Below are 21,162 nucleotides of genomic sequence, written 5' to 3'. Positions count from 1 at the left end.
GTTCAGCGTGGTGAGGGGACGAATCGCTAGAACGGCTCCATCGAACAACGAAGGAGCGAAAGCACATGGCGAAATTTTCTCTGAACGGTCCGGGCAAGCTCGGCCTCGGCGTCGCGATCGGCCTCGCCATCGGCGCAGCGGGCGGGGCGAGTGCGGTGTCGATGACCCGCCCGTCGGTCGAAATGGCCCCGACCGTCGCCACCCCGGTCGCGAAACTGGCCGGCAACAACGGCGTCGTCACCGTCAAGGGTCGCGTCGCCGAAGTCTTTGGCGACCGCTTCGTGGTGCAGGACGCGACCGGCCGGGCGATGGTCGATGCCGGCCGCGATGCATCGGTCAGCAAGGGCGCAGCGGTGCAGGTGCAGGGCCGCTACGACGATGGCCAGCTCAAGGCGAGCTATCTGGTCGACGCCAATGGCAAGGTGACCCCGGTCGGCCCGCCGCCGCCGCGCCCCGGCCATGGCCCGAAGCCCGGCCCGGACGCACGCGGTCCCGGTGGCCCCGGCGGTCCAGGCGGTCCGGGTTGCGCGCCCGGCGCGATGCCCCCGCCGCCGCCTGCCGACGGCGCTGCCCCGCCGCCCCCGGCCAACGGACAGGTCCCCCCGCCCCCGCCGGCGGGCGCGGCACCGGCCGGCACCCCACTCGCCGCGGCACCTGCCCCGGCCCGGACCGGCACGGTGCGCTAGACGCAGGGCCGTACCCCCGCCTCGCGCGTACCCCCGCACAGGCGGGGGTCCAGGGCCCCAAGCGCAAACCGTTGTTTTGCTTGGCTCTGGACCCCCGCATGCGCGGGGATACGGCACCTTCGCGGACAGGCTGGCGACCTTCGCAAAGGCTCGGTCGTATCCGGCGCGAACCCGGCGCAACTACCCCTCCCCCATCACCCCCCGAGACAAACCGCCACAACCGGTGTAGGGCAGCCCGCCGTCCGGAGCCCCGCCCATGTCCCTCGGCCTAGATTTCGGCACGACCAATTCCGTCCTCGCCCGCGCCAGCGGCGACGCTGCGCAGTTGGTGCCGCTCGATGGCCCCGATGGTGCCGACCCCGTGTTCCGCTCGGCGCTGTGCTTCTGGCAGGACGACGTCCCCGGCGGCATCGCGGTCGAGGCCGGCCCCTGGGCGATCGACGAATATCTTCATTTCCCCGAAGGGTGCCGCTTCCTGCAATCGTTCAAATCGGTCGCGGCCAGCCCCAGTTTCGATACCGCGCCGATCTTCGCCAAACGCTACCGCTTCGAGGATCTCGGCCGCGCCTTTCTCGACCGGCTGGCCGCTCGCGCACAGGGGGCGCTCAAGGGCGCAAAGCGGATCGTCGTCGGCCGCCCGATCACCTATGCCGGCCACCGTCCCGACGAAGCGCTCGCCCGCCAACGCTACGACGCGATGTTCGCCGCGCTGGGTGCCGAAATCCTCTATGTCTACGAACCACTTGGCGCGGCATTCAGTCATGCCGCGACCCTCGCGCAAGCCGCCACCATCCTCGTCGCCGATTTCGGCGGCGGTACCAGCGACTTTTCGGTCGTGCGACTGGAAGCCCCCGGCGCCGACCGCCGCGCCCGCCCGCTCGGCCATGCCGGCATCGGCATCGCCGGCGACCAGTTCGACCGCCGCATCCTCGACAAACTCGTCCTGCCGCTGCTCGGCAAGGGCGGCACCTATCGTTCGTTCGACAAGGTGCTGGAGATTCCGGCGGGCCATTTCACCGACTTCACCGACTGGTCGCGCTTGGCCCTCATGCGCAACCGCAAGACTTTGGCCGAACTCGACAAGCTCCGCCGCGCCGCCACCGACCCGGATGCCATCGAACGCATGATCGCGATCATCGAGGGCGAACAAGGCTATCCGCTCTACGACGCGGTCGGACAGGTAAAGCGCGCCTTGTCCCAAGGCGATAGCGCAACCTTCACCTTCGCAGGCGGCGGCATCGCGATCGAAGCGGAGGTCACCCGCGACCAGTTCGAGGCATGGATCGCCGACGACCTCGCCCGGATCATGGCGACCGTCGACCGCGCGGTCGACGCCGCGGGCCTCGCGGCCGACGCGATCGACCGCGTATTCCTGACCGGCGGCACCTCGCTCACCCCCGCCATCCGCCGCGCCTTCGCCGACCGTTTCGGGCAGGATCGGCTGGCCTCGGGCAACGAACTGACCTCGGTCGCCCACGGCCTCGCGCTGATCGGCCAGCAGGACGATGTCGCGGCGTGGACGGCGTGACGCTTTCCTACATCCGGGCGCGTCGGCATCCTCCGTCCGCTCTTTGACAGGTCCGCCCCTACTTCACTGCCACGTCACCCGGCCTTGATCCGGCTCGCTGCGCGAATGTGTCAACTTCCAGGCCCGAAACGCCCCATCGTCAACATTAGGAAAGCGGATATATCAAAGACTTACGCCCGACCGAAACCCGCTACAAACGCTGACGCACTGTCAACTTCGTCAACTTCCGCGTCCCCGTACCATCAGCGCCCGCGTCACCCCGTTCGTCCACCCGAACCCGTCCTGCAGCGGATATTCCCCGCCCCCGCCCGGCCGGACCTCTTCGACATCGTATTTCTCGACCAGCTTGCCCGACGCCGCATATTCGCGCCCGACGCTCGCCAGAAATCGCTGCGAAATCTTGTCCGCCAACGACTTATGCCCGGTCCGATCGAGTCCGCTGACCGCGATCCATTGCAGCGGTGCCCAGCCATTGGGCTTGTCCCATTGCTGCCCAGTATCGACCAGCGTCGACCGCAACCCGCCCGGTGCCAGCAACTGCCGCTCGATCGTCGCCGCCACCCGGTCCGCCCGCTTGCCCGTCGTCAGCCCGACGAACAACGGATAGGCCGTCGCCGCGGTCACGCCGCTCCGAAGTTGCCGCCGCTTGACGTCGTAATCCCCGTAACGCCCCTCGGCCTCGCTCCACAGCCAGCGCTCGATCGCCGCGCCCCGCTTCGCCGCCCGGTCGTTGAACGCGCGGGCGGTCGCGGCATCGCCGGCCTTGGCCGCGCCGTCCGCAATCGCTCGCTCCATGCCCCACAGCAAGCTGTTCAGATCGGCCGGTAATACGTTGGTCGTGTCGATCGTCGTGAGGGTCCGCCCATCGGCCAACCAGCGCGACGAGAAGTCCCAGCCGCTCTCCGCCCCGGCACGCAGGTCGCGATAGACCTCCGCCGCCGGACGCCCGCTGGCCTTCGCGGTCTCGACATCCTCGCGCCACGATTCATCCCTCGGCGTCGTCCGCGCATCCCAATAATGCTGCAGCACCGCCCCGTCGGGCAGCGTCACCGACCGCTCTGCCGAGGTAAAGAACGCGTGCTCGCGCTTCAGCGCCGCTACCCGCCGCGCCAGCACCGCCCGGTCGGTCTCCTTCGACAATCCCATCATCAGATACAGGAAGGGCGGTTGCGACCGGCTGAGATAATAGCTCCGCGTACCATTGGGCACATGGCCATAGCGCTCGACCAGATCGGTGAACGCCGCGACCATCGATTCGATCAGGTCCTGCCGGTTGTCCGCCGCCAGCCCCAGCATCGTGAAGTAACTGTCCCAGTAATACATTTCCCGGAACCGCCCGCCCGGCACCACGAAGCGGTCCGCTACCGCCAGCGCGCTCGACCCCAACGGCGGTGCGACCGGATCGCGGGTCAGATGCGGCCACAGCCTGGCGATATGCCGTTCGATCGGCAGGCGCGGGCCATGGTCGGACTCGGGCACCGGCAGCAACCCCGGCACGTCGAAATTGGCCAGCACGAACGCCCGCAGCGCGCGGTCGTCCCTGAAGTCCCCGGCTCGGAAATCCGCGAGGATCGCCGCGTCCGCCCGCTTGGGCACCGCATCGACGAAGGTCTTGCCGTCGGGAAAGATGCGCCGCATCTGCACCGCTTCGAACAGCGGCCCGAACCGGTCGGCCGGGGTCGGCACCCCTGCCGCCGGGGCCGTGACGGCCATCGGCGGCGCCTGGCCGGACGCAGCGCATCCGGCCAGCACCAACGGCAGCAAAAGCCGATAGCGGTACAGCACGTCAGGCCACCGTCTGCTCGATCACACCGAAGATCGGATGATGCCGATCGTCCTCGGCCCAGATGCGGACCGTGTCGCCCGCCTCCAGGAACGGCGTCTCCGCCTTGCCGCCCCGGATCGTCTCGACCGTGCGCAACTCGGCCAGGCACGAATAACCGACCCCGCCGTCGGCGACCGGCTTGCCCGGCCCGCCATCGGCGTCGCGGTTCGACACCGTGCCAGACCCGATGATCGTCCCCGCGCCCAGCGCCCGCGTCTTGGCGGCGTGGGCGATCAACGTGCCGAAATCGAACGTCATGTCCTCGCCCGCTTCCGCCCGGCCGAACGGCTTGCCGTTCAGGTCGACGTGCAGCTTGCGGTGCAGCTTGCCGTCCCGCCACCAGTCGCCCAGCGCATCGGGCGTCACGAACACCGGCGAAAAGGCCGACGCCGGCTTCGACTGAAAGAAGCCGAACCCCTTGGCCAGTTCCCCCGGGATCAGCCCGCGCAGCGACACGTCGTTGGTGAGGCCAACCAGCCGCACCGCCGCCAGCGCCTCTTCGCGCGAAGCACCCATGGCGACGTCGCCGGTGACGACCACCACCTCGCCCTCGAAATCCAGACCCCAGCCATCGTCGCCCGCCGGGATCATGTCGCGCGGGCCCAGAAACCCGTCCGACCCACCCTGATACATCAGCGGATCGTGCCAGAAGCTGTCGGGCATCTCCGCCCCGCGCGCCTGTCGCACCAGCGCGACATGGTTCACATAGGCCGACCCGTCCGCCCACTGATACGCGCGCGGCAACGGCGACGCGGCGTCGCGCTCGTGAAACCGGTCCTTCGGGATCACGTCATGGTCGAGATCGGTGGCAAGGTTGCGCAGATCGCCTTCATACCGGTCCCAATCGTCCAGCGCCGCCTGCAACGTCGGCACGATCGCGCTCGCATCGGCATACCAGGCAAGGTCGCTCGACACGACGACCAGCCGACCGTCACGGCCGTGCTTGAGGCTGGCGAGTTTCATGGATGCGCTCTCCTGATCGTTGTCGTTGGTCCCCGGTTCTGCGCGCCCGAACCGGCGATGTCGAGGGGCCGGGGCGCACCCTTTGTTAACCCGTTCCCATCCATAGCAAATCGATTGCCCATCCGCAGGACCGCCGCCATGCTCCGTGCCGATCGCCTGATCCTCGAACATCTCGAACTGGCCGCGATCGCCGCCGATCTCGTGCGCCATGCCGAAGCGCGACCGATCGAGGCCGCGGCGATCGCGACGACGCGCTGGTCGCTCAGCCGGCACCTGCTCGCCCATCTCGCGACCGAGGACCGGCTGCTCTACCCGATGCTCCGCCGCAGCCCCGACGCGGCGACGGCGGCGCTGGCCGCCCGGTTCGCTGCCGAGCTCGGCGGCCTTGCCGATGCGTTCAAGGACTATATTCGCCACTGGACGCCCGAGCGGATGGCGCGCGACCCCGACGGCTTCGAACGCGACACCCGTGCCTTGTCGGCGCAACTCGACGAGCGCATCCGCCGCGAGGAAGCCGAACTCTATCGTCACATTCCTGACACGCACCCTGCCGCCAAGGTGGACGTAGCCGCGCGACGGGCCTAGGGCTGCGCCGATACCGACAGGCATGAGGGTTACAGGACGTGGCGAACGTAGCGGTGATCGGCGCCCAATGGGGTGACGAGGGCAAGGGGAAGATCGTCGACTGGCTGGCGGAGCGCGCCGACATGGTCGTGCGGTTCCAGGGCGGCCATAATGCCGGCCACACGCTGGTCGTCGGCGGCACCACCTACAAGCTGTCGCTGCTCCCCTCTGGCATCGTCCGCGGCACCCCCTCGATCGTCGGCAACGGCGTCGTGCTCGATCCCTGGGCGCTGAAGGCCGAGGTCGAGCGGCTGCGCGAACAGGGCGTCTCGGTCACCCCCGACACGCTCATGATCGCCGAGACCTGCGCGCTGATCCTGCCGTTCCACCGCGACCTCGACGGGCTACGCGAGGACGCCAGCGGCGCGGGCAAGATCGGCACCACCCGCCGCGGTATCGGCCCGGCCTATGAGGACAAGGTCGGCCGCCGCGCGATCCGCGTCTGCGACCTCGCCCATCTTGACCAGCTCGAACCGCAGCTCGACCGCCTGACCGCGCATCACGACGCGCTGCGCGCCGGCTTCAACGAACCCGCTATCGACCGCGCGGCGCTGATCGCCGAACTGCGCGAGATCGCCGATTTCGTGCTGCCCTATGCCCAGCCGGTCTGGCGCGTGCTGGCGCAGGCCAAGGCGAAGGGTCAGCGCATACTGTTCGAAGGCGCACAGGGCGTGCTGCTCGACATCGACCACGGCACCTATCCGTTCGTGACTTCGTCCAACACCATCGCCGGCACGGCGGCGGGCGGATCGGGCATGGGTCCGGGCGCGGTCGGCTTCGTGCTCGGCATCGCCAAGGCGTACACGACCCGCGTCGGCTCCGGCCCCTTCCCGACCGAGCTGGAGAACGAGACCGGCGAGCGTCTGGGCGTGCGCGGCCATGAATTCGGAACGGTGACCGGCCGCAAGCGCCGCTGCGGCTGGTTCGACAGCGTGCTCGTGCGGCAGGCGGCGGCGGTCGGCGGCATCACCGGCATCGCGCTGACCAAGATCGACGTACTCGACGGGTTCAAGGAAGTCGCGATCTGCACCGGCTATCGCCTCGGCGACCAGGTGCTCGATTACTATCCCGCCCATGCCGCAGAACAGGCGAAGGTCGAGCCGATCTACGAAACCATGCCCGGCTGGTCGGAATCGACCGCAGGCGCGCGTAGCTGGGCCGAGCTCCCGGCACAGGCGATCAAGTATATCCGCCGCATCGAGGAGTTGATCCAGTGCCCCGTGACGCTGGTCTCGACCAGCCCCGAGCGCGACGACACCATCCTCGTGCGCGATCCGTTCGCGGACTGAACGCTTCTTCCCCCTCTCCCGTTCGCTTCGAGCGAAGGTTCGATCTTGTCGAGAACCGAAGTCGAGAAGGGGTTGGCGTGAGCAACCGCGTTCTCGACGGACGCTTCTCGACAAGCTCGAAGCTGCTCGAACCGAACGGAATCGAGCGGGAAAGCAAAAGGCCTGCCCGGATCGCTCCGGGCGGGCCTTTTCGGTACCGGCGGTTAGCGCGGCGTACCAGTCGTCCCGCTCGGCGGCGTCGTGGTCGGCGTGTCACCCGTCGTGGTGGGCGGGGTTGTGTCGTCGGTCGTGGTCGTGTCGCCCGTCGTCGACTCGCCCGGGCGCGTCGGGTCGGTCGGAACCGGGTTGGTCGGACCGGTCGTCTGCGGCAACGGCTGGGTCGGACGGGCCGGATCGACCGTGCCCGGCACGCTGTTCGGCGAAGTCGGTTGCGTCTGGGTGGTCGGCACCTGCGCGACGGCGGCGGTCGCACCGCCCAGGATCAGCAGGCTCGCGAAAATGGTCTTGCGCATCGAAAGTCTCCTTGCATCAAGCAGGGACTCAAGTCGCGAACGGACGGAAGGGTCCGTCGAGAATGCTCAACCCATCGTAGAATATGGTCATTTTTAAGGCAAAGCGTTTCCAGTCGACGACCGGCGTTCAGCCGACCTGCCCGCGATGGCGCAATTTCTGGTCGGCCAGCACCAGCGCGACCATCGCCTCGACCACCGGTACTCCACGGATGCCGACGCACGGATCATGCCGACCCTTGGTCGCGATCGTCGTCGCCTGCCCATCGGGACCGATCGTCTCGACCGGCGTCAGGATCGAACTGGTCGGCTTGAACGCGACCCGCAGCGTCACCGGCTGGCCGGTCGAAATACCGCCGGCAATGCCGCCGGCATGGTTGGCGAGGAACTCTGGCGCCCCCGCACCCGGCCGCATCGGATCGGCATTCTGCTCGCCTGACAGCGCCGCCGCCGCGAAACCGTCACCGATCTCGACGCCCTTGACCGCGTTGATCGACATGGCGGCACTGGCCAGTTCGGCGTCGAGCTTGGCATAGAGCGGCGCGCCCCAGCCCGCCGGCACCCCTTCGGCGCGACACGCGACGACCGCGCCCAGCGACGATCCCGCCTTGCGCGCGCCGTCGACCAACGCTTCCCAGCGCGCCGCCGCCGCCGCATCGGGGCAGAAGAACGGATTGCGGCCGATCTCCGCCGCGTCGAACGCCGCCGGATCGATCGCATCGCCGCCGATCGATTCGACCCAGGCGGTGATCGTCACTTCCGGAATCACCAGCCGCGCCACTGCGCCTGCCGCGACCCGTGCGGCCGTCTCGCGCGCCGACGAGCGCCCGCCGCCGCGATAGTCGCGAAAACCGTATTTGGCGTCATAGGCGTAATCGGCATGGCCGGGGCGATACGCCTTGGCGACGTCCGAATAATCCTTCGATCGCTGGTCGACATTCTCGATCATCAGGCTGATCGGCGTGCCGGTCGTGCGCCCGTCGAACACCCCCGACAGGATGCGCACCGCATCGGGCTCGCGCCGCTGCGTGGTGAAGCGGCTGGTGCCCGGCCGCCTGGCGTCGAGGAACGGCTGAATATCCGCCTCGCTGAGCGTCAGCCCCGGCGGGCAGCCGTCGACCACCGCGCCCAGCGCCGGCCCATGACTCTCGCCCCACGTCGTGAAGCGGAACAGGTGACCGAAACTGTTGTGGCTCATGCGTCTTCCCCCAGCGCCGCAAAGGCGCGCGCATGGGCGGCCGTACCGGGCGCGTGGATGCACGGCCCGTCGTTCAGGCGGATGCCCATGAAATTGTCCCCGGCATAGGGGCTGTCGAAGCCCCGCGCTGTCGCCGCCTCGAACCCGAAGCGGCCATAATAGCCCGGATCGCCGAGCACAAACGCCAGCTCGACCCCGGCGCTGCGCAGATGGGCGATGGCGGCGGCCACCAGCGCCTCGCCCACGCCCTGCCCTCGCGCTGCCCTCGCCACCGCCAGCGGCGCGAGCGCGACCGCTGCGACTTCGCGCGTATCGGCGGTGACCTGCATCCGGCTGGCAGCGATCATGCCCGCAATCGCGCCATCCTCCTCGGCGATGAGCACCAGCACCAGATCGCCGTCGATCGCCAATTGCTGGACCAGCCGCACCTCTGCATCGCGCAGGAAACAGCTGCGCAACAGGGCATCGACCGCCGGTGCGTCGGCACCGGTCGCCGCGCGGATGACGCTCATGCGCGTTAGGCCAGCGCGATGTCGGGCGCGTCCTCGGCCTTCATGCCGATGACATTGTACCCGGCATCAACATGGTGGATCTCGCCGGTCACGCCGCTCGCCAGATCGCTGAGCAGATACAGACCCGCCCCGCCGACATCGTCGATCGTGACGTTGCGGCGCAGCGGCGAGTTCAGTTCGTTCCACTTCAGGATGTAGCGGAAATCACCGATGCCGCTGGCCGCCAGCGTCTTGATCGGCCCGGCCGAGATCGCGTTTACCCGGATGTTTTCCGGTCCCATGTCCATCGCCAGATACTTGACCGACATGTCGAGCGCGGCCTTCGCCACGCCCATGACGTTGTAATGCGGCACGACCTTTTCCGACCCGTAATAGGTCAGCGTCAGCAGCGATCCGCCATTGGGCATCAGCGCCCGTGCGCGCTTGGCGACCGCGGTGAACGAATAGACGCTGATGTTCATCGTCATCAGGAAATTGTCGAGACTGGTGTCGTAATAGCGACCGCGCAGTTCGTTCTTGTCCGAAAAGCCGATGGCGTGGACGACGAAATCGATCGTCGGCCACCGCGCGGCGATCGTGTCGAACGCCGTGTCGAGCGCCCCCATGTCGGCGACGTCGCATTCGATCAGGAAGTCGGACCCCAGTTCGCCCGCCAGCGGACGGACGCGGCGCTCCAGCGCCTCGCCCTGATAGGTGAACGCCAGTTCCGCACCCTGCGCCGCAAGCTGCTTGGCAATGCCCCAGGCCAGCGACCGATCATTGGCGAGTCCCATGATGACCCCGCGCTTGCCCTGCATCAAACCGTTCACGCGACTTTCCCTTTTTCGTCTGTTGCCGCACCCTCTAGCGCAGGGTCGGGCGTTTCCGCCAGCGCCGCGTTCAATTCGCCGCCGATCACCACGCCAAGGCCGACGATATAGAAGAAGAACAGCGCGATCATCACCCCGGCAAGGCTGCCATAGGTCCGGTCATATCCGCCCAGCGCATCGATCGCCAGCGGCAGCAGCTGCGTCGTCCCGATCCACACCGTCGCCGTCGCCAATGCGCCGGGCCATTTCGGGCATTTCGACATGCGGTATTTCTTGGGCGCGAGCGAATAGAACAGCGTGTAGAGCGCGATGAACAGCGCCAGCGCCGGAAACAGCTTCGCGATCGACAGATACGCCGAATAGTCCTGCAGGAACGGCAGCACGCGGTAGATGAACTGCTCGACCCCGACCAGCACGACCTGAAGACTGAACGCGATCATCAGCATCACCACCGATCCGACGATCAGCCCTATCGACCCCAGCCGATATTCCCAGAAAGGCCGTGAGAACGGGATGCCGTACGCTTGCCGCAGGATCGATCGCACCGTTTCGATAAAGCCGGTCGTAGTCCACAACCCGACCAGCGCGCCCAGCCACAGCAGCGACCCCGATCGCGCCTGCAGCACGTCGAGGATTGGCTGTTCCAGCACCACCGCCACGTCACGCGGCACGGTTTCAAGGAAGGCGGTGACCGCATGGATGCTGTCGCCGCTGCGACCGACCGCGCGCGCGATCGCGGCGGCGACGATGAAGAACGGAAACAACGTCAGCAGCGAGAGATAGGCGAGGTTGCCGGCATGGGTGAAGCCGTCGTTGAACGTCCCGATCGCGACGCGCTTGATGACCTCGATCGCCCGCGCCGACGGCCGCAGCCGCGACAAGGCGGGCCGGCCCCGATGGCCGCGAACCTCGGGGCTTTCCGGGGACGGCTGGTTCATGAAACGGTCTCCGGACGGGTCGGGGCCCGCGTCAAACGCCGAAGCGCGCGCGCGGGTCCGCGGTCCGCCCCGCCCAGTCCTCGACGAACGCCGCCAGCGCCGCGTCATCGGCGGGCAGGTCGACCATCAGCGTGACCAGCTGGTCGCCGCGCGTCCCGTCCTTGCGGTGGAAGCCGCGCCCCTTCAGCCGCAGCGTCTTGCCCGAGGTCGCGCCCTTGGGCACGCTAAGCATCACCGCGCCCTCGACGGTCGGCACCCGCACCTTCGCGCCCAGCACCGCCTCGGCCAGATTGACCGGCAGGTCGATGCGGATATCGTCGCCGTCGCGCGTATAGAAACGGTGCGGCTCGACCTCGATCGTGACGATCGCGTCGCCCGCCCCGCCTGGCCCTGGATCGCCCTTCCCGCCCAGCCGCATCTGCGTGCCGGTATCGACGCCGGCGGGCAGTTTCAGGTCGATCGTCTTGCCATCGGCCAGCGTGATCCGCTGCGGGCTGAGCGTCGCCGCGTCCTCGAACGGGACCTTCAGCTTGTAGGCGACATTGCCGCCCTTGGGCTGCGGACGCCGGCCGAAGCCGCTGGCAAAGCCGCCGCCGGCATTGCTGCGCCCGCCGAACAGCCCCTCGAAGATATCGGAAAAGTCTCCGCCCTGCGCGTCGCCCCCCATGTCGAAGCCGCCGCGCCCGCCCGGCCCGGCCCGGAAGCCGCCGCCAAAGCCTCCGGCACCAGCGCCGCCCCCGCCATAGCCGAACGGCGCGGCGGGGTTGCCGTCGCCGTCGATCTCGCCCCTGTCGAACCGGGCACGCTTGTCCTTGTCAGTCAGCAGGTCATAGGCCTGGGTGACCTTAGTAAACCGGTCCGACGCGGCCTTGTTGTCCTTGTTCCGGTCCGGGTGCAGCTCTTTGGCGAGCTTGCGATACGCCTTCTTGATATCTGCTTCGGTAGCGTCTCGCGCCACACCCAGGGTTGCATAGGGATCAGCCATGGTCCGGTAGCTAGGGCGGGACGCGGCGCTCGGCAATGGGACAAACCCACGAAACGGAAGCAAAACGATCCCCGGTTCAACGTCGGTTCACGCGCATCGCGGCACCGGGAGCGCCTGGCTGCGTTGGCAGCGCGATCTTCCCCAGGAGAACCGGTCCATGATCCATGCCCCGATGTCCCGTCGCCGCATCCTCGGCGCTACCGCCCTGCTGCTGCCGGTCGCGGTCCTCGGCGGCTGCGCCACCCCGCTCGGCAGCTACAGCGTCGAGGAAGGGGTGCGGCGGCTGCTGACCCTGTCGAGCCAGCGTGCCCTGGAGCGGCTGGTGCGTCCCGGCGGCTTCTATGACGACCAGCTGACGCGGTTGACGCTGCCCGAGACCGCCGGAGAGAACCGGGTGCTCGCGGCGGTACTGCGGACCAATGCGGTGCGGTCGCGGATCGCGCTGGCGCTGAACGATATCGCGGTCGATGCCGCCGACCGGGCGACGCCGGTGGTACTCGATTCGATCCGCGGGCTGACGCTCGCCGATGCCGTCGCGGTGCTGCGCGGCGGGCCGACCGCGGCCACCGATCTGCTGGCGCAATCGGCGCGCGGCGCGGTAATCGACGCGCTGTTCCCGACCTTCTCGAACGGATTGCGATCCGACACCGCCGAAATCCTGTCGGCGATCGTCGCGGCACAGACCGGCATCGATTACGGCGCGCTGGCGCGCAGCGCCGCCGATCAGGCGGGCAACGCGATCTTCCGCGCGATCGGTCGCGAGGAAGCGGCGATCCGTGCCGATCCGCGCCGCACCGGCGATCCGGTCCTGACCGCGCTGTTGCTCGGCACACGCTGACGCTTGGCAAGGGCGGCGGGCGGGCGGATAAGCGCGCGATGACCCCGCCTGCCCCCGCCCCGCCCGCACCCGATCTCGACGTCGTGATCGTCGGTGCGGGGCTGTCGGGCATCGACGCTGCCTATCATCTGCAAACCCGCTGCCCGGACCTCCGTTACGCGATCTTCGAGGCGCGGGGCGCTATCGGCGGGACCTGGGACCTGTTCCGCTATCCCGGCATCCGGTCGGATTCGGACATGCATACGCTCGGCTTTCCGTTCCGGCCGTGGCGCGAGCGCAAGACGATCGCCGCGGGCGGCGACATCCGCGACTATATCGCGGAGACGGCGCGGATGTACGGCATCGACCGGCAGATCCGCTTCCACCACCGCATCGTCGCCGCGGACTGGTCGTCGGCGGAGGCGCGCTGGATGCTGCGCTGCCGAAGCGAGGACGGCGAGCACATCGTCACCTGCCGCTTCCTGTTCATGGGGTCGGGCTATTACGACTATGCCGCGGGCCATGCCCCGCACTTTGCCGGGCAGGAGACGTTCGCTGGTTGCATCGTCCACCCGCAGCACTGGCCCGAGGACCTGAACGTCGCCGGCAAGCGCGTGGCGGTGATCGGCAGCGGAGCGACGGCGGTGACTTTGGTCCCGGCGCTCGTCGAACAAGGCGCGCAGGTGACGATGGTCCAGCGTTCGCCGAGCTACATCGTCGCCCATCCGTCCGAGGATGCGCTGGCCGACCGCCTGTATCGCTGGCTGCCCCTCGCGGCGGCGGGGCGGCTGGCGCGGTGGAAGAATGTCGCGCTGGGGCTGGCGGCGTTCCAGTTCGCGCGGCGCTGGCCCCGACAGATGCGGGCTTTCATCCTGAAGGGCACGCGCGCCGCGCTGCCGCGACTGGGCGATGTCGACCGGCATTTCACCCCCAGTTACGACCCGTGGGACCAGCGGCTGTGCCTGGTACCCGATGCGGACCTGTTCCGGGTGCTGGACGACGGATCGGCGACGATCGTCACCGATACGATCCGGCGCTTTACGCCCGAGGGGCTGGAGCTGGGATCGGGCGAGCGAGTGGCGGCGGACGTGATCGTCACCGCGACCGGGCTGACGCTGCGCATGATGGGCGGGGCGGCGATCGCGGTCGACGGGGTGCCGTTCGCTGCAGCCAAGCATTTGGTCTATCGTGGGATGATGGTGTCGGGCGTGCCTAATCTGGCGTTCGCGATGGGCTATACCAACGCGTCGTGGACGCTGAAGATCGACCTGGTGTCGCGGCGGATGTGCCGGATGCTCGAGCATATGCGGCGGCATGGCTATGACTATTGCGTACCCGCCGCGCCGGCAGCGGACGTCGAGCGGCGGCCGCTGCTCGACTTCAGTTCGGGCTATGTCCAGCGGGCGGAGGCGCAGCTGCCGGGACAGGGATCGCGGGCGCCGTGGCGGCTGCGGCAGAATTACTTCCTCGATTACATGGCATTCCGGTTCGGACGGCTGGCCGACGGGGTGTTGCAGTTCCGGAAGGTGACGAAGGTGCCACGTATCGCACCATGCTGACCGCATTATTTACTATTGCGAGTCATTTGCATTTTAGGCATGGTCCGTCCGGTTGACCGATTGGAGACGGATCATGCCCCCTGCCCCACCCCCTGCCGATCGCGGCATCACCCCCGGCCAGCCCGATCGGTCGCCCGTGCGCTCCACACTCATCACCACCGTCGCGCGCTGCTGGCGGGTGGCGCGGGACGAGGGCGAAAATGCACAGAAATGCCTGTACGCCCTGCTGCGGCCGGTCGGGCTGGGCGTGCTGGCACCGGTGTTCGACAGCCTGTTCAGCCTGTGCGAGAGCGCGCTCGGCCGACCGATCGCGACCGGGCTGCGCGGCCCGGCTTCGGCCGATGAACGGCTGGTGCTGGGCATGCTCGACGGCAGCCGGCCGCGCCGCGATTGCCTGACATGCGACGCCGGAAAGGCATCCGCGCTCGACTGTGCGATCTGTTCGACGCGGATCATGTTGACACTGGCCGTCGACGACCAGCGAAGAATGGCGATCGGTTAGGCCCCGATCCGTTCGGTGACGTCGCGATCGTCGGCCAGTTCGATCCGGTTCCGCCCGGCACGTTTCGCCCGGTACATGGCGAGGTCGGCGCGGTGGAGGACGGCGGCGGGCGGTTCGTCGCCGGTCGCAGCGGCCACACCGGCGCTGAGCGTGACCTGGATGTGCGCGCCGTCAACTTCGGTCACGGCGCGCGCCACCGCCTGCCGCAACCGTTCGGTGGTCGCGCCCGCTTCGCTCAAGCCGCTGTCGACGAACAGGATCGCCAGTTCCTCGCCACCATAGCGCGCGACGCAATCGACCGCGCGAACCCCGCCGGCGATACGCGCGGCGACCGCCTGTACCACCAGGTCGCCGGTGTGGTGGCCATAGGTGTCGTTGACGCGTTTGAAATGATCGATGTCGAGCATCGCCACGGCATAGCCGCGCCCGCTGCGCATCGCCGCCTCGCGCGCCGCCTCCAGCCGGGCGAGCAGCGTGCGGCGGTTGGCAAGGCCGGTCAGCGGATCGGTGCTGGCGAGTTGCGACAGGGTGACGTTGGCGGCGCGCAATTCGCCGGTGCGCTGTTCGATCGTGCGTTCGAGCGCGCGGGTCCGCTGGCGCAGCATCATCGTACGCAGCTGGACGATGCCGAATACCGCCCCCAGGGCTATCAGCACCATGGCGAGCCGCACATACCAGCGTTCATGCCATGCTCGCGCCACAACCATATCGATCGCGGTGGTGACGACACGCGGGTGCACGCCGGGGATATGCGCCTGCAATTCCAGCACATAATCGCCGCCGGGCAGGTTGGTGTAGATCGCGGTCGCCGGCACCGATTCGGGCAGGCCGACCCAGTCGGTATCGAACCCGACCAGGCGGTAGCGATAGCGGATTTCCTGCGGCGCGGCATAATCGGTCAGCGCGAAGGCGACGCGCAGCGCATGGCCGTCGACGCGGATCGCCCGCTGCCCGGCCATGGGGCTGAACGGCAGGTCGCGGCCATCCTGTTCGATATCGGTCGGCGCCAGCGTCAGCGATCCGGTCGGCCGGGCGGCCAGCATCCGGTCGGGGCGCAGCACCAGCAGCCCGCCGGTCCCGCCGAACAGCAGGTCGCCGTCACGGGTCATCGCCGCCACCCGTTGGTTATAGGCGTCGGAGGGCAGGCCGTCGCGCTGGCTGACCACGCGCACCCGGCGTCCCTGCGGATCGACGACCGAGATGCCGCTGGCCCCGGTCGTCCACACCCGGCCGTGCCGATCGGCGAGCACCGCGGCGACATTGTCGTTGGACAGCCCCTCCGCCTCGGTAATCGCGCGGAAGCGCAGGCCGTGGGGCGATGCGGTGCCGCGCGCGACCCCGCCATAGGTGCCGACCCACAGCGCCCCCGCCGACTGCACGATCGACCCGGTATAGTTTTGCGGCAGGCTGGTCGGATCGGCCGGATCGTTGCGATAGACGGCGAAGCGTCCGGTCGCCGGATCGAACCGGCTGAGCCCGCCGGGCGTCGCGATCCAGGGATGGCCGTCGCCCATGTCGACGATGTTGATGACTTCGTTGTTGGCGATGGTTGTCGCGTCACCATCGACATGGCGATAATGGCGCAGTTGCCGCGTACGCGCGTCCCAAGTGAACAGCCCCTTATAGGTGCCGATCAGCAGCAGGTCGCCCGACCGCGCCAGCGCGATCACCGGCAGGTCGTCGGGCAGCGGCACGGCGATGCTGCGTTCGGCCAGCGTCGTCGGGTCGATCGCGACGATGCCGCGGGCCCCCACCAGCACCGTGCCGCCGGGCAGTTCGAGAAACGCCTTCACATCCTGTCCGGCATGGCGGCCGGTCAGGCGGAAATGGCGCACCGTGCCGGCCGCCCGGTCGATCCGGTCGATCATGCCGTTGCTGAGCCCCACCCAGATACGGTCGCGGCTGTCGACCATCAGCCCGCGCACGTTGCGATCACCCAGCGACCGGCGCGGATCGGGCATCGCATTGGTGACGGTGAAGATCGAGTCGAGCGTCGGATCGGTCTGCGACGCGCCGACATCGGTCGCCGCCCATAGCCGGCCGGTCCGGTCGATCGTCACGTCGCGCACCGTGTCGCCGGCCAGCGACGCATGGTTGGCGGGGATGTTGCGCATCGCATCGACGCTCAGCCCCCGGTCGATGCGGATGCGCAGCACCCCCATGCCGTCGGTCGCGGCCCAGAGCGTGCCGTCGCCCTCGCGCGCAAAGGCGCGGATGGTGCGATGGCCGATCAACGGCGCATCGCCCGCCAACACGCGCGGCTGGACGAAACGGCCGTCGCGCAGCTGGACGAAGATGCCATGCGATCCGGTGCCGATCCACAGCCGCCCCTGCGCGCCGCGCTGGATCGCCCAGACGTCGCCGAACGGCGGCGTGGCGACGTGCGAAAAGCCGCGATCGTGCGGGCCGCGGACGAACAGCCCCTGATCGCCACCGGCATAGATGGTGCCGTCGGCATCGCGGTGGACGGTGAAGGCGCCCTCCGACAATTCGCCGCCGGGCGCGACCAGCGATACGACGCGGTTGCGCCGCGCGTCGTAGCGGAACACGCCGTGATCGGACGCGATCAGCGCGCCGCCCTGCCCGTCCGAGCTGATGGCGAGGATGCGGGTGCCCATGCCGACCCCTGCCGCCCCCTGCAACGCGACGAACGTGTTCGACACCGGGTCGAAGCGCACCGCGCCGCCGACATTGGTGCCGACCAGCATGCCGCCATGCGGCAGGGCGTGGAGCGCGCGGATATAATTGTCGGGCAGGCTGGTGCGGTCGAGCGATGCCTGTCGAAAGACCTTCAGCCGTTGCCCATCATAGCGGGCAAGGCCGCCGCGCGTGCCGATCCACATCAGCCCGTCGCTGCCCTGCACGATCGAGGTGGTGGTGGCGTGCGGCAGACCCGACGTCGCGTCGAGCGTCAGGAACCGGGTCATGCGCCAGCCGTCCCAGTCGTCGTGCGGGGCAGCCGCCACCGCCGGCCCGGCGACCGACAGGACTGCAAGAAGCAGAAGACAGAGGAGAAAGTGCCGCATCCGATTTCCTGTGCGGCGTTCTATGCGGTGTTGCTTGCGACGTAATTAACGCCGCTCGACATTTTTGCGATTTGCGACGGGTCGTTGGGTTCGCCCCGCCCGGCACCGCATCGCCGGGCGGGGCGCGTCGGGTCAGCGCAGCTGCATGCGGATGCCGATGCGGAAGCGGCGGCCGAGCAGGTCCGAATAGGTCGAATTGGCCGCCAGCCCGGTTTCCGGCAGCAGCAGCGGCCAGCGATCGAACAGGTTGGTGACGTTGACGAAGAACTGCGCCTCCGCGCCGTTGAAGCGGACCTTCTGCGTCAGGTTGAGATCGGCATAGAAGGTACCCGAGACGCGATTATTGTCGTAGGTGAAGAAGTTGGCGTCGTTCGGCGGGCAGGCGGTCGAACATTCGATGCCGTTGGCGGCATAGCGCCCCGCACTGACCCCGCGCCCGACCGCGGTGATCGAGAAGTCGGGCGTGTCATAGGCGGCACTGACGCGGTAGATCCAGGTCGGCGTGCTGAACTGCCCGCCATTCACCCCGACCGAGTTCAGCACCACGGTGCCCGGCACGCCATTGTCGAGCAGATTGTCGATATAGCGCGTGGCAAGCCCGCGGACGGTGAAATTCCCCTGCGCATTGGCGAATACGTCGTTCAGCGGCAGGCGATAGGAGGCGTCGATATCGACCCCCTTCACCAGCTGGTTCGCGGCGTTGAACGGCTGGCTGCGGATCAGCAGATAGGGTTGGGCTGGGTTCTGGGTGCGGACCGGATCGACCGAGATCGCGTCGCAGAAGGATTGCTGGTCCTGGAGATAGCACAGGTCGGCGATCTGCTGCGCGCTGAAGGTCGTGATCGCCTGCTTCACGTCGATGCGGAAATAATCGACCGACAGGTTGAAGCCGGGCAGGAAGCGCGGCGACACGACGATGCCGGCGTTCCACGAATCGGCCTTTTCCGGGCCCAGCGCGCGATTGCCGGTGACGAAGCCCGAATAGCTGAAGGTCGCCGGGCCATTGGCGCCATCGGCGGTGTAGATCGGGTTGCGGATCGCGTCGCTATTGGCCGAACCGCCCTGGAACAGGTCGTTCAGATTGGGCGCGCGGATGTCGCGCGACCGGGTGGCGCGCAGGCGGATGTCGTCGATCGGCTGCCACGTCGCGCCGGCCTTCCACGTCGTGACATAGCCCGCGGTCGAATAGCGGGTCGCACGCGCCGCACCGTTGAATTCGAGGCCGAAGCCGAGCGGGACCACCGTTTCGACATAGGCTTCCTTCACGTCATATTCGCCGTTGGTCGGCAGGTAATTGCCCACCGACCAGCGGTTCGACGTGATCGGGCGGCCATTCGCGTCGGTCGAGGAAACCGGCTGAAACTCGGTCGGGACGAAGCCGCGGATCTTCTCCTTGCGATATTCCGCGCCCAGCGCGACGCTGACGTCGCCCGCCCAGGTCGCGAACGGCGTGACTGAGACGTTGAAGGCGGCGTTATATTGCTCGATCAGCTCGTCGCGATACGGGTCGCCGAGCACATAGCCAAAGGCCGCCGGGTTCGCCACGCCGACGCCCAGCCGGTTCAGCGGCACGCAGGCCGGATCGTTGTTATTCGGATTGCTGTCGACGTTGATGAGGCACTGGATCGATCCCGCGGCATAGCCGGCGGCATTGCCCGCAGGTGCGAAGACGGCGGCAGTCGCATTGTTCATCGCCGCGTTGTTCATGATGTTGCGCAGCTGCGAATGCTGGTCGGTGCGGCCATACTGGCCATAGATGTTCCAGGTCGCGCGTTTGCCGAACAGCTCGGTCGAACCCTCTGCTCCGACCGCGTAACGCTGCACCTCGCGTTCGTTGTCGACGCCGCGAAAGGGCAGGTCGGCGGCGGTCGTCGCCAGCGTGACGCCGGTAATGCCGGTCAGCGCGGCGCGGCCGAGCGTATTGTAGAGGAAGGCGTTGCAGGTCAGCGGCGCGGCCGCCGCCGTCGCTGCCGTCCCGCAATTGGTGGCGTTCAGCGCGATGCCGGTCGCGAGGTTGGGGCCGGCGTTGAAGAAGATCTTCTGCTTGTTATACGCCCCTTCGGCGAACAGCTCGACGCCGTCGGCGACCTCGTAGCTCAGCCGCCCGAACACGCCGTGGCGGTCGTCGCGCGGGTCGAGGCCGATGCGCCGGCCGGAATCATTGACCTGCCACGATCCACCTTGGGTCAGCGTCGGCGGGGCGCTGCCGGTCGGCGACGGGAAGGTCAGCGCGCCATATTGATATTGCAGCACCTGCCCGCCATTGCCGAAATAGGTACCGCGCAGCCGGTTGGCGGTGCCGCCGGCCGAGGCGGTGATGAGGCCGCCCGGCGTCGAGTTGGCCGCCCCCACCTGCCGCCGGATCAGGTAGCGCGGCGTCGTGCTGCTGGTGGTCCAGTTCGGATCCTGGATGCGGACATAGCCAGTCGCGTTCCAGTCGCGATCGACCTGGAAGATGCCGTCGCGGTGCGCGACCTCGCCGCTGAGCAGCAAATGCCCGCGCCCGCCGGCAAAGGACAGCCCGCCCGCGACGCTCATCGAATAGTTGCCGCCATCGCCCTTGTCGGTCACGCCGCTGTCGATCGCGACCTTCAGCCCGGTATATTGCTTGTCGAGGACATAGTTGACGACGCCCGCGACCGCGTCCGACCCATAGGCCGACGATGCGCCGCCGGTCACGACCTCGACGCTCTTCACCAGCGCCTGCGGAATAGTGTTGACGTCGACCAAGCCGGTCACGGTCGAGGCGACCGAGCGGCGCCCGTCGAGCAGGACCAGCGTGCGCTCCGACCCCAGGTTGCGCAGGTTCATCGTGTTGATGCCCGCCTGCCCGCTCGACAGGTTGAGGCGCGAATTGGCGGGGGTGAAGCCGCCGGCCAGTGCGGGCAGCTGGTTGACGAAATCGGCGATGTTGTTCGACGGCGACGAATTCTGGATATCCTCGGTCGTCAGCACGGTCAGCGGCGTCGGCGACTGGAATCCGTCGCGGACGATGCGCGATCCGGTGACGAGGATTTCGCCGATATCGGTCGTCGGCTGCGCCTCGGCCGCCTGTTCGACCGCGACCGGATCGGTGCTTTGCGCAAAGGCAGGGGCAGCGATGCACAGCGCGGCAAGGCTCGTCGCGCGGGCAAGGGCAGGCAGATACCGCCGGAAGTGCAAGGATGTCGTCATAAAGGCCCCCTATGGCCCCGGTTCGGGCCGATAACTTGACGTTGCGATGTCCTGCGGCACCCGCCGATCCGGTCGTTGCTGCGCCGGTCGTGTCGGATGGAGAGGAAGCTGCGCGTCGGCGGGGATGCGCGTCAAGCGAAGTTCGTTTCTATCGCTTCGGCAAGCCATAGCCCGGTGTTATACCGCGGGCACCATAGCCATGCCCTATGGGCCGGGGC

The 21,162-nt window shown here is 68.2% G+C and carries 17 protein-coding genes; 7 read left to right on the top strand and 10 right to left on the bottom strand.

Annotated elements, in window-relative coordinates; translation table 11 throughout:
• Nucleotides 1-65 precede the first annotated feature (65 nt).
• Nucleotides 66-686 (top strand): hypothetical protein, encoded by a 621-nt coding sequence (locus ACTHQV_RS00970; protein WP_440487924.1) that lies wholly within the window; start codon nucleotides 66-68, stop codon nucleotides 684-686.
• 256 nt (nucleotides 687-942) lie between these two features.
• Nucleotides 943-2,214 carry an Hsp70 family protein gene (locus ACTHQV_RS00965; RefSeq protein WP_440487923.1) on the top strand — a complete coding sequence of 424 codons (1,272 nt, stop codon included), beginning with the start codon at nucleotides 943-945 and terminating at the stop codon, nucleotides 2,212-2,214.
• Nucleotides 2,215-2,433: 219 nt separating this feature from the next.
• On the opposite strand, the gene treF is transcribed toward ACTHQV_RS00965, so the two are convergent.
• On the bottom strand, nucleotides 2,434-3,927 hold the full coding sequence (gene treF, locus ACTHQV_RS00960; protein WP_440487922.1) for an alpha,alpha-trehalase TreF: 1,494 nt from the start codon (nucleotides 3,925-3,927) through the stop codon (nucleotides 2,434-2,436).
• Nucleotides 3,928-4,000: 73 nt separating this feature from the next.
• A complete protein-coding gene (locus tag ACTHQV_RS00955; protein ID WP_440487921.1) occupies nucleotides 4,001-5,002 on the bottom strand; it encodes a fumarylacetoacetate hydrolase family protein in 1,002 nt (333 codons plus the stop codon).
• Between the two features lie 138 nt (nucleotides 5,003-5,140).
• Between ACTHQV_RS00955 and ACTHQV_RS00950 the strand changes: the two genes are divergently transcribed.
• Together ACTHQV_RS00950 and ACTHQV_RS00945 are read left to right on the top strand one after the other, a co-directional pair.
• Complete coding sequence (locus ACTHQV_RS00950; protein WP_440487920.1) at nucleotides 5,141-5,587, top strand: hemerythrin domain-containing protein; 447 nt, start codon at nucleotides 5,141-5,143, stop codon at nucleotides 5,585-5,587.
• A 38-nt stretch (nucleotides 5,588-5,625) separates the two neighbouring features.
• Nucleotides 5,626-6,915 carry an adenylosuccinate synthase gene (locus ACTHQV_RS00945; RefSeq protein ID WP_440487919.1) on the top strand — a complete coding sequence of 430 codons (1,290 nt, stop codon included), beginning with the start codon at nucleotides 5,626-5,628 and terminating at the stop codon, nucleotides 6,913-6,915.
• 203 nt (nucleotides 6,916-7,118) lie between these two features.
• On the opposite strand, the gene ACTHQV_RS00940 is transcribed toward ACTHQV_RS00945, so the two are convergent.
• The 6 genes from ACTHQV_RS00940 to ACTHQV_RS00915 all read right to left on the bottom strand — a co-directional run bounded on the left by ACTHQV_RS00940 (nucleotide 7,119) and on the right by ACTHQV_RS00915 (nucleotide 11,866).
• A complete protein-coding gene (locus tag ACTHQV_RS00940; protein WP_440487918.1) occupies nucleotides 7,119-7,427 on the bottom strand; it encodes a hypothetical protein in 309 nt (102 codons plus the stop codon).
• A 127-nt stretch (nucleotides 7,428-7,554) separates the two neighbouring features.
• Nucleotides 7,555-8,622, bottom strand: coding sequence for a chorismate synthase (gene aroC / locus ACTHQV_RS00935; protein WP_440487917.1), 1,068 nt, complete (start codon nucleotides 8,620-8,622; stop codon nucleotides 7,555-7,557).
• Entirely contained in the window at nucleotides 8,619-9,134 is a 516-nt protein-coding gene (locus tag ACTHQV_RS00930) for a GNAT family N-acetyltransferase (RefSeq protein ID WP_440487916.1), read from the bottom strand. The genes aroC and ACTHQV_RS00930 overlap by 4 nt, the downstream gene beginning before the upstream one ends.
• Before the next feature lie 5 nt (nucleotides 9,135-9,139).
• Complete coding sequence (gene fabI, locus ACTHQV_RS00925; RefSeq protein ID WP_440487915.1) at nucleotides 9,140-9,943, bottom strand: enoyl-ACP reductase FabI; 804 nt, start codon at nucleotides 9,941-9,943, stop codon at nucleotides 9,140-9,142.
• Nucleotides 9,940-10,881, bottom strand: a complete 942-nt coding sequence (locus tag ACTHQV_RS00920; RefSeq protein ID WP_440487914.1) for a YihY/virulence factor BrkB family protein — start codon at nucleotides 10,879-10,881, stop codon at nucleotides 9,940-9,942. The genes fabI and ACTHQV_RS00920 overlap by 4 nt, the downstream gene beginning before the upstream one ends.
• 31 nt (nucleotides 10,882-10,912) lie before the next feature.
• Nucleotides 10,913-11,866 (bottom strand): DnaJ C-terminal domain-containing protein, encoded by a 954-nt coding sequence (locus ACTHQV_RS00915; RefSeq protein WP_440487913.1) that lies wholly within the window; start codon nucleotides 11,864-11,866, stop codon nucleotides 10,913-10,915.
• 157 nt (nucleotides 11,867-12,023) lie between these two features.
• Here ACTHQV_RS00915 and ACTHQV_RS00910 point away from each other — a divergent pair, with 157 nt between their 5' ends.
• The 3 genes from ACTHQV_RS00910 to ACTHQV_RS00900 all read left to right on the top strand — a co-directional run bounded on the left by ACTHQV_RS00910 (nucleotide 12,024) and on the right by ACTHQV_RS00900 (nucleotide 14,744).
• Entirely contained in the window at nucleotides 12,024-12,704 is a 681-nt protein-coding gene (locus ACTHQV_RS00910) for a DUF4197 domain-containing protein (protein WP_440487912.1), read from the top strand.
• Between the two features lie 38 nt (nucleotides 12,705-12,742).
• Complete coding sequence (locus ACTHQV_RS00905) at nucleotides 12,743-14,242, top strand: flavin-containing monooxygenase (protein ID WP_440487911.1); 1,500 nt, start codon at nucleotides 12,743-12,745, stop codon at nucleotides 14,240-14,242.
• 73 nt (nucleotides 14,243-14,315) lie between these two features.
• Entirely contained in the window at nucleotides 14,316-14,744 is a 429-nt protein-coding gene (locus ACTHQV_RS00900; protein WP_440487910.1) for a hypothetical protein, read from the top strand.
• Here the strand turns inward: ACTHQV_RS00900 and ACTHQV_RS00895 are convergent.
• Nucleotides 14,741-17,770 carry a ligand-binding sensor domain-containing diguanylate cyclase gene (locus ACTHQV_RS00895; protein WP_440487909.1) on the bottom strand — a complete coding sequence of 1,010 codons (3,030 nt, stop codon included), beginning with the start codon at nucleotides 17,768-17,770 and terminating at the stop codon, nucleotides 14,741-14,743. The two genes, ACTHQV_RS00900 and ACTHQV_RS00895, sit on opposite strands and share 4 nt — an antisense overlap.
• A gap of 132 nt (nucleotides 17,771-17,902) precedes the next feature.
• Entirely contained in the window at nucleotides 17,903-20,944 is a 3,042-nt protein-coding gene (locus ACTHQV_RS00890) for a TonB-dependent receptor plug domain-containing protein (protein ID WP_440487908.1), read from the bottom strand.
• Between the last annotated feature and the right edge of the window lie 218 nt (nucleotides 20,945-21,162).

Source organism: Sphingomonas sp. SAFR-052 (assembly GCF_051965015.1).
In the GTDB taxonomy this organism is placed as follows: Bacteria; Pseudomonadota; Alphaproteobacteria; order Sphingomonadales; family Sphingomonadaceae; genus Sphingomonas.
The sequence above is the reverse complement of the archived record's forward strand: the minus strand, read 5'-3'. Positions and strand labels throughout refer to the sequence as shown.

Bases quoted from the DNA above. Each gene is read 5' to 3' on its own strand.
- ACTHQV_RS00970 (WP_440487924.1), top strand. From the start codon at position 66: ATGGCGAAATTTTCTCTGAACGGTCCGGGCAAGCTCGGCCTCGGCGTC.
- ACTHQV_RS00965 (WP_440487923.1), top strand. From the start codon at position 943: ATGTCCCTCGGCCTAGATTTCGGCACGACCAATTCCGTCCTCGCCCGC.
- treF (WP_440487922.1), bottom strand. From the start codon at position 3,927: ATGGCCGTCACGGCCCCGGCGGCAGGGGTGCCGACCCCGGCCGACCGG.
- ACTHQV_RS00955 (WP_440487921.1), bottom strand. From the start codon at position 5,002: ATGAAACTCGCCAGCCTCAAGCACGGCCGTGACGGTCGGCTGGTCGTC.
- ACTHQV_RS00950 (WP_440487920.1), top strand. From the start codon at position 5,141: ATGCTCCGTGCCGATCGCCTGATCCTCGAACATCTCGAACTGGCCGCG.
- ACTHQV_RS00940 (WP_440487918.1), bottom strand. From the start codon at position 7,427: ATGCGCAAGACCATTTTCGCGAGCCTGCTGATCCTGGGCGGTGCGACC.
- aroC (WP_440487917.1), bottom strand. From the start codon at position 8,622: ATGAGCCACAACAGTTTCGGTCACCTGTTCCGCTTCACGACGTGGGGC.
- ACTHQV_RS00930 (WP_440487916.1), bottom strand. From the start codon at position 9,134: ATGAGCGTCATCCGCGCGGCGACCGGTGCCGACGCACCGGCGGTCGAT.
- ACTHQV_RS00920 (WP_440487914.1), bottom strand. From the start codon at position 10,881: ATGAACCAGCCGTCCCCGGAAAGCCCCGAGGTTCGCGGCCATCGGGGC.
- ACTHQV_RS00915 (WP_440487913.1), bottom strand. From the start codon at position 11,866: ATGGCTGATCCCTATGCAACCCTGGGTGTGGCGCGAGACGCTACCGAA.
- ACTHQV_RS00910 (WP_440487912.1), top strand. From the start codon at position 12,024: ATGATCCATGCCCCGATGTCCCGTCGCCGCATCCTCGGCGCTACCGCC.
- ACTHQV_RS00905 (WP_440487911.1), top strand. From the start codon at position 12,743: ATGACCCCGCCTGCCCCCGCCCCGCCCGCACCCGATCTCGACGTCGTG.
- ACTHQV_RS00900 (WP_440487910.1), top strand. From the start codon at position 14,316: ATGCCCCCTGCCCCACCCCCTGCCGATCGCGGCATCACCCCCGGCCAG.
- ACTHQV_RS00895 (WP_440487909.1), bottom strand. From the start codon at position 17,770: ATGCGGCACTTTCTCCTCTGTCTTCTGCTTCTTGCAGTCCTGTCGGTC.
- ACTHQV_RS00890 (WP_440487908.1), bottom strand. From the start codon at position 20,944: ATGACGACATCCTTGCACTTCCGGCGGTATCTGCCTGCCCTTGCCCGC.